At 50.8% G+C, this 12191-nt stretch carries 12 protein-coding genes; 6 read left to right on the top strand and 6 right to left on the bottom strand.

The features are described from left to right. Positions 1-10: 10 nt before the first annotated feature. On the top strand, positions 11-1612 hold the full coding sequence (locus EHT25_RS13075) for a LamG-like jellyroll fold domain-containing protein (RefSeq protein ID WP_229311520.1): 1602 nt from the start codon (positions 11-13) through the stop codon (positions 1610-1612). 12 nt (positions 1613-1624) lie between these two features. On the opposite strand, the gene EHT25_RS13080 is transcribed toward EHT25_RS13075, so the two are convergent. Continuing rightward, the gene (locus EHT25_RS13080) at positions 1625-2410 is read right to left on the bottom strand and encodes a hypothetical protein (protein WP_124875135.1); all 786 of its coding nucleotides are present in this window, start codon (positions 2408-2410) and stop codon (positions 1625-1627) included. Further along, positions 2407-2994, bottom strand: coding sequence for an RNA polymerase sigma factor (locus EHT25_RS13085; RefSeq protein WP_124875137.1), 588 nt, complete (start codon positions 2992-2994; stop codon positions 2407-2409). The genes EHT25_RS13080 and EHT25_RS13085 overlap by 4 nt, the downstream gene beginning before the upstream one ends. Positions 2995-3266: 272 nt before the next feature. Between EHT25_RS13085 and EHT25_RS13090 the strand changes: the two genes are divergently transcribed. Beyond that, positions 3267-4175 (top strand): class I SAM-dependent methyltransferase, encoded by a 909-nt coding sequence (locus tag EHT25_RS13090; RefSeq protein WP_229311521.1) that lies wholly within the window; start codon positions 3267-3269, stop codon positions 4173-4175. 138 nt (positions 4176-4313) lie between these two features. Then, on the top strand, positions 4314-4844 hold the full coding sequence (locus EHT25_RS13095; RefSeq protein WP_124875139.1) for an HD domain-containing protein: 531 nt from the start codon (positions 4314-4316) through the stop codon (positions 4842-4844). A 27-nt stretch (positions 4845-4871) separates the two neighbouring features. Here the strand turns inward: EHT25_RS13095 and EHT25_RS13100 are convergent, their stop codons facing one another. Continuing rightward, positions 4872-6128, bottom strand: coding sequence for an asparagine synthetase B (locus EHT25_RS13100; RefSeq protein WP_124875141.1), 1257 nt, complete (start codon positions 6126-6128; stop codon positions 4872-4874). 238 nt (positions 6129-6366) lie between these two features. On the opposite strand from EHT25_RS13100, the gene EHT25_RS13105 reads away from it, so the two are divergent. The 3 genes from EHT25_RS13105 to EHT25_RS13115 are packed head-to-tail and all read left to right on the top strand — an operon-like array spanning position 6367 to position 9010. After that, positions 6367-7368: an ankyrin repeat domain-containing protein gene (locus EHT25_RS13105; protein ID WP_124875143.1), complete on the top strand. Its 1002-nt coding sequence runs from the start codon at positions 6367-6369 to the stop codon at positions 7366-7368. Further along, positions 7368-8432 carry an ankyrin repeat domain-containing protein gene (locus tag EHT25_RS13110; protein ID WP_124875145.1) on the top strand — a complete coding sequence of 355 codons (1065 nt, stop codon included), beginning with the start codon at positions 7368-7370 and terminating at the stop codon, positions 8430-8432. Before EHT25_RS13105 ends, EHT25_RS13110 begins: the two co-directional genes overlap by 1 nt. Next, positions 8429-9010 carry a hypothetical protein gene (locus EHT25_RS13115; RefSeq protein WP_229311522.1) on the top strand — a complete coding sequence of 194 codons (582 nt, stop codon included), beginning with the start codon at positions 8429-8431 and terminating at the stop codon, positions 9008-9010. Before EHT25_RS13110 ends, EHT25_RS13115 begins: the two co-directional genes overlap by 4 nt. A gap of 79 nt (positions 9011-9089) precedes the next feature. Here EHT25_RS13115 and EHT25_RS13120 read toward each other — a convergent pair whose 3' ends face one another. The 3 genes from EHT25_RS13120 to EHT25_RS13130 all read right to left on the bottom strand — a co-directional run bounded on the left by EHT25_RS13120 (position 9090) and on the right by EHT25_RS13130 (position 11907). Further along, entirely contained in the window at positions 9090-9326 is a 237-nt protein-coding gene (locus EHT25_RS13120; RefSeq protein ID WP_124875147.1) for a PspC domain-containing protein, read from the bottom strand. A 141-nt stretch (positions 9327-9467) separates the two neighbouring features. After that, positions 9468-11618: an FUSC family protein gene (locus tag EHT25_RS13125; protein ID WP_124875149.1), complete on the bottom strand. Its 2151-nt coding sequence runs from the start codon at positions 11616-11618 to the stop codon at positions 9468-9470. 64 nt (positions 11619-11682) lie between these two features. Then, positions 11683-11907: a hypothetical protein gene (locus tag EHT25_RS13130; RefSeq protein ID WP_124875151.1), complete on the bottom strand. Its 225-nt coding sequence runs from the start codon at positions 11905-11907 to the stop codon at positions 11683-11685. Between the last annotated feature and the right edge of the window lie 284 nt (positions 11908-12191).

Below are 12191 nucleotides of genomic sequence, written 5' to 3' on the forward strand. Positions count from 1 at the left end.
GGCAGGGCTATTGTCTGGCTGCGAAAAATGGGAGTTGCCTTCGCGCAAAACACAACGCGATTGTGGTAAACCGGCGGGTAACCTCGACGCCCAGATTCAGCAACGAAAAGTAGATTTTTCGATTTCCGGAAGTAATGGCACGATTGACAAAGTAACCTGGGATTTCGGGAATGGCAGTTCGACCGTTACAACCGGTTTAACGGTTAGTTACGAATATCCGGCATCCGGTGAATTTTCGGCCCGGGCTACGCTGTCGAACACCTGTAAAGATGAGACAATCCTGCTGCGGACGGTTTCGGTAAACGATGCCGCCGTGCCGACGGTGAGCTTACAACCCGCGACGGAGATTACCATCAATGCCGCTACGCTGGGGATGACGATTACATCGGTCGGAAATGCTGCTATTCTGACGTATGGCATCTGTTATTCCAGCAAGGATCAGATGCCGGAACGCGGGAAACCGGATGTTTTTGTGCTGGCCAATCCCGGATCACTGCCCATCAATACGCCGGTTACGTTTACGCCCACGAACCTGGAACCCAACACACTCTACTACGTCCGGAGTTTTGCAGCCAATCAGGAAGGAACCGGTTACAGCAGTCCGGTGCAGTCCTTTCGGACGGGTTCGAAACCATCGCTCAACAGCACGGGGGCCGTCAACGTCAGTGTTCGAACGGCGGGCGTCAATTTTGTCGTGACCAATCCCGGCACGCCAGCCGCCACGGAATACGGTGTTTGCTACTCGTCCACGACAACTACACCCGACATCAACAATTCGCCGACGGTGAAAGTCGCCACGCCGACCGTGGGTTCGAGCACTACCGTTCCGCTAACGGACCTGACGCCCAATACGAAATATTATTATCGTTCCTACGCCAAACTGGCTTCCGGCGAGGTAATTTACAGCAGCACCACGGAATCCTTCACGACGCAGGTCGATACGCTGACGCAGGATCTGGTAGCGTCGGTTTCGTTTACCGACGGGTCAAAATCGGATGGTAGCGGGAGTAATAACCACGTGACGCTGGTCGATAATCCGACGTTTGTGGCCGACCGCAAGGGCAAAGCCAACTCGGCAATTCAGCTGGATGGACAGAACGACTATTTCTACATGGAAGAGAGCGGTTCACTGCGCCCGGGTTCGCTTTCCATCAGTATCTGGATTAAACCGATTACGGTCGACCGCTGGATGCAGATTTACAACAAATCCCGCTTTAGCGACGGCGCATTTGAGATGTATAGTTCATTGATTCGTCCCAATATCGGCGCTCCGGGGATTGTGGTCAATACCGATATCAAACAGAACAGTAATTGCCAGAGCGGGGTTGGCTGGCAAACCTTTACGTTTACCAGTAGCTTTCAGCTCAATACGTGGCATCACGTGGTAATGGTTTACAGTGGGCAAACCGCCCGCATGTACTTTGATAATGTGATGCTCTACGAAACGACAAAATTGCCAAAAACGACCATCGACGATTGCCTGGGTGGCGCTTTGAAATTCGGAGCGCAGTCCCAAAGCAGTCCCAATTATTTTTACGGAGCGATGGATGACATCCGGATTTATAAACGGGCGCTGTCGGCCAGTGAGGTGCAGGCGTTATACAATCAATAAACCGGTTTTCCTTTACTGAATCTTCTGCAACACCCGTTGCGCCAGCGACTGAAATGGATTCGCTTTGTTCGTGCTGATTCGGTTCAGAATGGGAACGGCTTGTTCTTTCTGGTTAGTCTTGACGTAGGCCAGGGCTAAAAACCACTCGGCTTTCCGGTGGAGTTCCGGCGATGGGGTTTCCTGCGCTTTGGTCAGCAGCGGAATCGACTCGGTGGGCTGGTGATTGGCCAGGTAGCTCAGGCCCAGCAGGTAGTTTTTGTAATGAATCGTCTGTTTATCAGTGGGTAAGGTTTTCAACTGCTCGATCACCCGGTCGTATTTACCCGCTTTGTAATTCTTGAACGCATCCAGGAACGTGATCCGGGTTTCGGCCGGAACCGTTTCGGCCGGAAACCCTTTCATCAAATCCGAATCCGATCTAAATGCTTCATTATACGCCAGATCGGTCTGCCGACCGGCGGTTTGCTGATAGGCATAATACCCAACCCCCAGAACAACCACCACCGAAGCCGCTGCGACCCAGGACGGCCACGCAGCAAAGGTCCGAAAAACCGCTAATCGTTTCGGAGCCGGTTCGGCGGCAGGCAAGGCGGTTTTGTAGTTAGTTCTTGCCTGCTCGAGTACGTGCTGGATGCCCAGCGCCCGCAACCCCAGCCGGAGATCGCGCTGACGACCCACTTCGGCCAAAAGCGCAGCATCGGACTGAATATCAGTCTCGAACGAAGCCCGATCCGGTGCGGATAATTCGTTTTTTAAGTACGCTTCAATTAATTCGTATTGATCTTCGGTGAGTTTCATAAGCGTTGGTGGTTAGTTGTCTGCCGGTAAAAAGCCTTCAGTTTTTCGGCGCATTGGTATCGTTTTGATTTAACAGACTCTTCCTTCATGTTCAGTCGTTCGGCAATTTCCCGGAGTGACACTTCCTCGACGTAAAACCAGTCCAGGAGTTTCCGGCAAATGTCTTTCATCTGGTGAAGCGATTGCTGAACGGCGGAGACAATATCCAGTCGTTCCAGATCTTTTTCCACATCGGCGGTATCGATCAGTTCCAGATGGTCGGGCAGGGTGCCACGGTGTCGCAGCCGGGCAGATTTCAACTCCGTCAGCCAGACCCGTTTGCAATATTCAAAAGCCACCGTCGTAATGCGGGCTTCCGGCTGAAACTGATACTTGCCGGTTTCGATGTTCAGCAGAAAGTTGAGCAAGCCTTTTTGAAAAGCATCTTCAGCATCCATTTCGGAACCGTTGTTGGTCAGGACCCAGTGCTGGAACGAAGGGAAAACGTGGGCATATAAAAATTGGTACGCCCGTTCCTCACGTCGACGAAGTGCCTCGTAAAAATCCAGTTCGGTTTTGTAAACAGGTAGTGGTCGGGTGGCCATAAGACAGAATAATACTCGAATATAAAACCGGTTAAGCTACCATTTTACAGACCAGGTGATTATTGATTAGTACTTAATCGGGAATGTCTTCAAAAGGTGAACAGCCGACCGGTTTTCAACGACTAATTTTTAAATAGAGCAACTACCGTTCACCTTTTCAGCCCAACGCCGATATACATTCGAAGTCGGTTAACCGAGACCGATCAGATGCTGTAAGATAGCCCGCTAGCGGTGGCTATCGATTGATACTCTATCCACACCATTTTCTCTTTATGAAAGCATTCGCCAAACTTCTGCTTAACCATATTCCGTACATCCGGAACATGCGGCTGCAACTGGAACAGTACCACACCATGTATCCGCCAGGGCATTTTTACAGTCCCATTGTCAACATTGAAGAGCTAAAACCGCTGCGGACGACGCTCTTTTCAACGAAGCCCGATCAGTTGAAAGGCATTGACTTGCGGGAAGGTTTCCAGTTTCGGTTGCTGCAATTATTCGCCGATTATTACGACACAATTCCGTTTCCCGACCGGCAAAACGCTTCTTTCCGTTACTATTTTGAGAACGATTTATACAGTTACGGCGATGCCATCGTGCTGCATTCCATGTTCCGGCATTTTCGGCCCCAACGCATTATTGAAGTGGGTTCCGGTTTTAGTTCGGCGGCCATGCTGGACACGAATGAGCGGTTTTTCGACAGTTTGCTCCAATTCACCTTTATCGATCCCAATCCCGAACGGCTGTATGGTTTATTGCGGAACGAAGACCGGGCGAGCGCAACGGTTTTAGCGTCCCGGCTGCAATCCGTCCCGTTGCAGGGGTTCGAGAAACTGGAAAAAAACGATGTGTTCTTCGTGGATTCGACGCACGTGTCGAAAACCGGCAGCGACGTGAATTACATCTTTTTTGAAATTCTGCCCCGATTGCAAAGCGGTGTTCTGATTCACTTTCACGACATTTTTTACCCGTTCGAATACCCGGAAGAATGGGTGCTGGGCTGGAAAGGTTTCGGCTGGAACGAAAGTTACATGCTCCGTAATTTTCTGATGTATAATCACGATTTTGAAATCCTGTTTTTCAATTCGTTCATGCAGCAGAATTATTCGGCCTGGTTCTCCAAACACATGCCCCGGTTTCTCAACAATCCGGGCGGAAGTATCTGGCTGCGAAAGAAATAGGCGTTTTTGAAGGATAGCGAGTTGGATGAAACGATTCAGGCGATTTTCTGATGGAAGTGAGCCAAACCCGCAAACGATTCTGATCCAAGGTGTGTTGCTCAACTGTTCCGGAAATACACACCATCAACCGATCAGCAAATGAGCTATCCGCACGCCCTGATTGAAGAAGTATTCCAACGATTTAAACCGGTTATCGGCGTCGATTATGAACGCTACCGAAACCACGTTTACCGGGTTTTTCTAAATTGCCTGTTGCTGGGTAATGACCAAAACGATGAGGCAAAATACGCCCTGGCCGCCGTGTTTCATGACATCGGCATCTGGACAAACCATACCATCGATTACCTCGATCCGTCGATTGCGCAGGCAAAAATGTACCTGACAGAAACCGGGAAACCGGACTGGATCGACGAAATTTCAGCGATGATTTACTGGCATCATAAAATCTGTCCTTACCGGGGAAACCACCAAAAAACCGTCGAGAATTTTCGGAAAGCCGACTGGATCGACGTCTCGCTGGGGGTGCTGCGGTTTGGGCTGGATCAACAGCAATTGCAGGCAAACCGGAAAGCGTTGCCAAACCGGGGATTTCATTGGTTTTTGACGAAAGAAATCACGAAAAACTTCTTCGGACATCCGCTCAACCCGCTTCCTATGTTCACCAAATGACTGGTCAGGAAGTTTCTGACGGGCAGCCTACGTCTTCCGTTTTTTCTTTTTCGCCGAAGGGAACAATACGTTATTGAGAATCAGCCGGTAACCGGGCGAATTGGGGTGCAGATTCAGGTCGGTGGGCATTTTCCAGCCGCCACCGCGCGTTCCTTCGGGGTCGTGCCCGCCGTAAAATGTCCATTGTCCGATGCCTACTTCGCCGTAAATATACCGGTCGGACGAAGGGCTGGTGCCCATCACGAGCACGTTCGGTTTGACGGTGCTTTTGCGGAACGCCGTGGTCTGCCCCTGAAATTCCTTGATGTTCGATTCGTGGTTCTGAACCAGCATGGCGGGAATCATGTCCCATTTGGCCGAAAAATTAAACAGGTTGAAATACCCCGAAGGTTGATCCCATCCCCCGAAACGCCCCGCCGAACTATTAATGTCGGAAAACGCCATGCCGCCATAGCCGTTGTCGAGTTCCAGCGTAAAGTTCTGAAAAGCAACGGTTTTGCTGAAATCGAGCTTCGATTGGGCGTTCGGATCGACGCCGTCGCCGTCGTACGTGCTGCTCACAATATCGACACCCTCGGCCGCCAGCGCAATGTCGAAGGTTTCGGCGCCCGAACACATGGCGAACATGTAACCGCCCCCGGCGCAGAAATCGCGGATTTTCTTGGCAACCGCCAACTTCATCTGCGAAACTTTCGGGAAATTAAATTTACGGGCAATGTCTTCCTGCGCTTTCACATCTTCAACCGACATCCGGCGCGTATTTCGGCCAAACTGACCCGTAAAATCTTCGTGGTGCAGGTGAATCCAGTCGTATTTGGCCAGATCGCCCCGCAGGATTTCTTCGTCGTAAACCACTTCAAACGGGATTTCGGCGTATTTGAGCACCAGCAAAACCGCATCGGTGTTTTCAAATTCGGAAGGGCTGACCTTGATCGGCGAATACACCACGATGCGGGCCGCCGACACCAGCTTGACTGAAGCCATGTTCAGGTCCGGATTCGAAATCTGCTGTTGAATGGTGTTGGCATCGGCATCCGAAATGATCTCGAACGAAATGCCCCGAACCCGGCATTCGGTTTCGACGGTCGGGCTGTGCTTGATCATGAAACTACCGCCCCGGTAATTGAGCAGCCAGTCGACTTCCAGCCCGGCTTTCAGGACAAAATAGGCAATACCGTATGATTTGAGATGGTTTTTCTGGCGGTCGTCCATCGGAATCAGGATGGAATTGGCGCGGCTGGCTATCGACAGAATCAGCAGCAGGAGCGTGAGATATCGTTTCATAACGGACTTCTATTCACAGTAACCAATAGAACGTAAAAAACTCCCTGTATTTCAGCTACCTAAGTTACTTTAAGTTTAGCCAAAAACGGCATTCGACTAAAAATTTATGCCAGAAATCTATTGAGTGAAATCGAAAGAGCTGCGTAAACCGTTGGCGCTGTCTGTTAGGTATTCACTGAGAACGGCTTATTGTTTATTCTCGGTGGTTTTCGTGCGCCAACGGGTGCATCTTCGGGCTATGAAAATCATCTCAATCACCAACTGGGTTTTAATTGGCATTTACGGACTACTGACCCTCTATACCTTGCTGGGCATCGGCCGGTCGGGCAACGATGCCGCCGGACGGGGCATGGAATCCGGTCTGGTGTTTTTTGCGGTGCTGGTCCTGGCTGGCCTGATCGTGCTCAACATTATTCCCTATAAAGCAGCCAAAATAACTGCCCTGATTATTTTGGGGTTACCCGCGATCATCGGTTTGTCCATCGCCATTGGGAATTATTTTGAATTGCAGAAACAACGCCGGAATGCAGCGGCCAGCGAAGATGGTTCGGCCTATTTTCAGGACGCCAGCCGCCAGCAAATCGCGGCTGTGATTGCCGCTGGTGACGTGGCTCAGTTGAAAACGCTGCTGGAAAAACCGCTGCCGTCGCTCAATGAAACCGGTTCTCAATCCAAGACGCTGCTCGATTTTGCAGCCGAAACAGCGACCAGGAGCGACAAACCGCAACAGATTATACAGTGCATGGACGTGTTGCTGGAACACGGCGCGACCTTTCAGATTGCCGATTCGGCGCATGTGCCGACCCCGTTTCAGGTTTGCGAAACCGGTTCGGCGGACTTGCTGGCGTGGTTCCTGAACAAAGGTGTCGATCCGAATTGGGTACCGCGCGACGGGAGTCCGATTCTCTTTAAGGTGATGGACCTGGACGTGGAACGGCTGGAAAAAGTAAAGGTATTGCTCGATCATGGTGCCAATCCGAATGCACCCGCCGGTAGTCATGAATATACGATCCGGCCGTTTACCTCCCCTTTGATGTATACCGCACAACGCCAGTCGTGGGCGATTGCCGAACTGCTACTGGAACGCGGTGCCGATCCGAACTACCGGACACCGGCTGGCGACGACCTCAAAAAAGTGCTGGCCGAATTTGAAAAACCGTATGAAGGACCGGAGACGATGCCCGTCGTTTACCTGAATTTTAAAAAGAAACTGGAGGCTAAGTCCGGTAAAAAGTTCTGATGAAAGCCGTCACCATATCCAACTGGGTTCTCATCAGTATATACGTTCTGCTGGTCATTTATACGTTGATGACCGTCAACCGTTCGGGTAACGATGCCGCCGGTCGGGGTATGGAACTTGGGTTTGCGGTTTTGGGAGCTTTCCTGTTGGCCAGCCTGATCGTGCTCAACATCATTCCGTATAAAGCGTCAAAGATTACCGCGCTGGTTATTTTATCGCTGCCGTTTGCCATTAGTCTGATCGGGGGAATCCGGCATTTCCTTGCATTACAAAAACAGCGAAGGGATGCCGTAGCTGCCGAAAATGGTTCTTTCTATTTTGAAGATAAGGAGCGTCAGCGAATGGCGGCTGCCATTGCCGCCGGGGATGTCGCTCAACTGAAAGCACTCCTGCAAAAACCGCAACCACTGCTCAACGAAAGTGGCTACCAATCCACCACCTTGCTCAGTTTTGCAGCCACCAGGACCTTCGACAACGACAATCCGGAGCCGATCTTGGCGTGTATGGAATTGCTGGTGCAACACGGTGCCACCGTTCAGGGGCCGGATTCGGCGTATGCTCCGGTTCATTTCATGACGTGCCCAGCCGGGTCGGCGGCTTTGCTGGCGTGGTTTTTACAAAAAGGCGCCGATCCCAACGTTAGACCTGCCGATGCCAGCCCGATTCTGTTCGAAGTGATGAAATACGGTGATGAACAACGCGAAAAAGTCCAGTTGTTACTCGATCACGGTGCTGACCCGAACGCCCTGGCCGCCAGTAACGGCTATCATGTCGGGGCCTTGTATTCGCCTTTGCTATTTGCGGCTCATCAGGAATTGTGGGACGTTTGCCAACTGCTGCTGGAACGCGGTGCCGATCCCTCTTATCAGGTGCCGGAAGAAGTGGAATTGATTCGGATTATGAAACAGACGTCCTATTACGCCGGGAATACCGAGAGTCAGGGCGAAAATCTGGCCATCATCATGGCAAAACATGAAAAGAAATACGCAGAAAGTGGCCAAATGCCGGAGGCTTATACGGTTTTTAAACGATTTCTGAACACTAAATCCACCCCAAAATCATGATCAAAGGGCTTATTTTAAGTGCGTTGCTGGCTCTTTCGGCGGCTGGTTATCAGGTCGAAACCATTCGGAAATCTGCCGAGAACCGAACCAGTGCAGTTTCGGCAATTGCGAAAGATTCGGCAGCCGCAGCGCGAACCGTTGTGAATTTGCTGAACTGGTATAAAAACCACATCGACTCCGTTAGCCGGATTGTGCTGGTCGATCAAAAACCGGGAAAAACCTATTCCGTGAATTTCAAAAACGGCGAAAAATACCTGGGGTATCTCCGCAGCAGCCACCTGCTGACCGATACTTTTCTGAACGAATGGCGCATTTACTTCCGGGAACGGCATCAGGGATTTCTGTTAACACAGCAGAAAGAAGGCCCGCCGACCGGTTTTGAATATGATCTGGTGCTGCTCAGTCAGGAAGTAGGATTGCAATTGAAATCGTTGAAAAAGCTGAAAATCACCGGCGTGAAAGTTCAGAAAGACCGGGCCAGCGTTGAGTTTGACCTGCTCGAAAGTTATGAGTTCAGGCTGATTCGCAAAAATGGCGTCTGGCTGATCAATGAAATTTTGAATCTGAGCGCGGAGTAATTTACTTCTGAAAAAGATAGGCGTAAAAACCAAAAAGCGGACCGTTCAAGTCCGCTTTTTGGATGATCAGGCGTGCGAATTATCGGGGTTGATGGTGTGGGTCCGGGCGGGCTTCGAAATACCGCTCGCCTTTTGGCATGATGATCCACAGAACGATGTAGACCACAAAAACCGGGAACGGAGTCGGGACAATGAACATCAATACGAAGAAAAGACGTACGAAAACTTTATCGATTCCGAAATAATCAGCAAGTCCGGCGGACACGCCACCTAACATGGCTTCGGAAGGAATGCGGTGCAATTGCTTGGTTGTCATGGTTTTATTAGTTTAGTTGTTTACTTTGTTCCGTTTCTTTGTTGTTATTGTTGATTCAAAGGTACTATGCAATGCCAAGTAGCAAAAGAACTTTCTTATAAACGGATTTGGGACGGTATGATGGGTAAAAAACCGGGATGCTCAGGCCAGAATGGCGTCGGTTAGCTTGCTGATATCGTGGCTTACTTTCTGAATGAAATCCAGTTGCTCTTTCAACGTGCGGTCGTCGGTAACGAGGAGTTCCGATTTTTCCGGGAGGGCAGTTTCCAAAACGGCCGGTTCAGAAACCGCTCTAACGGGCATCGGGTCGAATTTTTTCAGGCTTTCATTCAAAACCGTCAGCGAGCGTTTCACCGGACGCAATACTTCGGGCGGGCAACTGGCCGGTTGTTCAAGGTTCAGCCGGGCGGAGGCAATCGTGGCGATGTTAGACGATAAAATGTGGTTCAGTACCACAAATTCGTGGATTTCGTTTTTGTGCCACTGCTTACTTTGCGGTTCGGACGTCATCCGCTGAAAAGCCGCCGAGAGGTTGGCCGAACTGACGTACACTTCCTTGCGGGCCAGTTTGTAGTCCATCACCGTGAGTCGTTTGCCCGACAGACTGTCGACCAGTTTACGCAAATACGTCCGGTTGGCTTCCAGCACATCGCGCAGCAGTCCTTTCAGCTGTTGCGACTCCCAGTGCGGAAAAAGAAAACTGGCCGCAAACGCAATCACGCAGCCAATCAACGTATCAAGCACGCGCTCTTCGGCCACGCTGATGCCACCCAGACCGAGAAACCGGAAGAGAATCAGGATATAGGGCGTCATCAGGATCACCATCACAATGTAGTTGGTACGCTGAAAACTGTAGGCACCGATCATCAGTACCAGCATCACCCAGAACAACGCGGTCGTGTTCGGAATCGCGACCAGCAGACCAACGCCGATCAAACCGCCCGCCACCGTCCCGATAATCCGTTCGTAGTTGCGCTGTTTGGTCAGGCTGAAAGCCGGTTTCAGAATCACCGAAACCGTTAACAGAATCCAATAACCGTGGTGTCCGTAGGCAATGAGTTTCGCTGCGATAAACCCGACCAGACACGCGATGGTGACCCGCAGCGAGTGTCGGAAAATAGACGAACTGAGGGTAAGGCTGTTGACGATGAGTTTGGGATCAATTTCCTGGTGCGACACAAACCGGGAGTATTCGGGTACTTCCTTATTTGGCGGTTTTTCGGACAGCTCCGATGGCGAATAGGTGTGAATATCGTTCAGCCGCTGGTTCAGGTTGCGAAGCGTCACCAGTATTTTTTTCAGCACCAGATTGCTGCCTTCTTTCTCGTTTTTACCCAATTCATCAATGTGGTTTTTCAGCCTTTCCAGGTGCCGGATCAAATCCGTGCGGCTTTTATAAGGTCGGTTCGACTGAATGGCCAGCCCGATGTAGTCCATTTCGACGGCCAGCTGGCGAATCAGCCGGGCGATTTCATCCAGAATACCGGTGTCGCCAAATCGTTCCCGGATCGACGCGTAGTCGTAATACATCGCAATGATCTGTTCGTACAGATCCACGACATCGCCGAACGTCAGCACCAGCAACCGACCCGTCCAGGTCGTTTCCTTGACAATAACCCGGGTTTTGAACAGGATTTCCCGGACCGCATCCTGTTTTTCGCTGACAATGGCCTGTTGCGCCACCAGTTTCCGGTAATCTTCCTGTAAATCCGTTCGGATGCTGTAAAATTCAGCCTTGATTGTCAGGAACTTCGCGATTTCATGAATGCATTCCCCGAGCGCCTGTTGAGCGGCCCGGTAGGGGCGGAGTTGGGAAAAAGACAGGCTAATGGCCGTATACCAGAAACCGCCCGCGCAAACCAGACCGCCGTATCGCCAGACTTCCGCCGGGTCCAGTTCGCGGTCCATCATCAGAATCATCGACAGCAAACCGGCGGTTCCGACGGACGTGGCCCGGTTGCCGTAGATCGCAAACATGGAGAAGAAAAAACTCAACAGCAGAATTTCGACGCCCAGCAGCCAGCCATTCATCCGGATAAAACCGGTGATGAGCGAAACCAGCACGACGGTTAGATTGCCCGCCAGCATGCCGTTCCGGCGGTGAACAACGGGACCGGGCGCGTCCGAAATGCTCACCCAAAAAGCGCCCAGCGAAATGGGCATTCCCGTTTCAAAATGACCAAACTGGTAGGAAACGACGGAAGGAATCAGGATGGCCAGCGTAATCCGCAGCCCATCCGAAAAATGCTGGCCAGATAGAAAATACCGGACTTCCCGGATCTGTCTTTTCATGGTGGCAAGGTAGGGTGCATTGCCCGCTTAACCAACACCAAAAGTGGATAATCCGGTTTTGTTTTTAGCGAACCGCGATGGAGTAACCGGCGCTTTCCATTTGCCGGGTCACTTGCGGAGGCACCACACAGTAACGCATTTTTTCCAAACGAATCACGCTGTGAAGCACACCGGTGCGTTTGTCGATGCACTGCCGGCGGTAAAGCGCGTCGGAAAGGCAATCGAATTGGGGAAACGTTTTCAGAAAATCGGAAGAGTCAGCTTGTTGCTGGGTCAACGGTAAAGACATAAACGCGTAACTTAAAAGGGTCGCTGAGTAAACATGGAAAATAAGAAGCTTTAAAAAGTGTTACGGCGGGAAGGAATCGGGTAGTACGGCGATTGCAGGAAGTAAAAACTGACTGCCTGAATCACTTTTACAAAGTTACTAATTTATCAAATAAGTACAACTGATTGTTGGTGTATATTTTTCATTACTAATAGTACTTTGGTAATAATTTTTACCTAATAATCACTTATTGGTATAATATAAGCAGGTTATTACGGAGAAGCCCAACGCGATGCCGATTGGGG

The sequence above is a fragment of the Larkinella rosea genome (assembly GCF_003858635.1).
In the GTDB taxonomy this organism is placed as follows: domain Bacteria; phylum Bacteroidota; class Bacteroidia; order Cytophagales; family Spirosomataceae; genus Larkinella; species Larkinella rosea.